At 55.2% G+C, this 232-nt stretch carries 1 pseudogene; it reads left to right on the top strand.

Going from position 1 to position 232, the window contains the following annotated elements:
* Positions 1-20 precede the first annotated feature (20 nt).
* Positions 21-232 (top strand): annotated as a pseudogene (locus tag ACZ3HG_RS24985) (hypothetical protein); the annotation flags it as partial.

Below are 232 nucleotides of genomic sequence, written 5' to 3'. Positions count from 1 at the left end.
ATAAACTATATAAAAAAGGTATGAAACTAGACGAATTTGGTGTTGGCAATGGCAGGGCTTCCGGGTGTTCAATGCAGTCCATGGATACCCCACAACACCTTCACGCTGCGGCCCCGGCCCTGATCGACCGGGTCGAGACCTTCCTGGTCGATCTGCCGACCATCCGTCCCCATCAATTGTCGATGGCGACGATGAACGGGCAGACCCTGATGCTGGTGCGCCTGTACTGCTC

The organism is Erwinia sp. PME.40.26/001 (assembly GCF_055556675.1).
The sequence above is the reverse complement of the archived record's forward strand: the minus strand, read 5'-3'. Positions and strand labels throughout refer to the sequence as shown.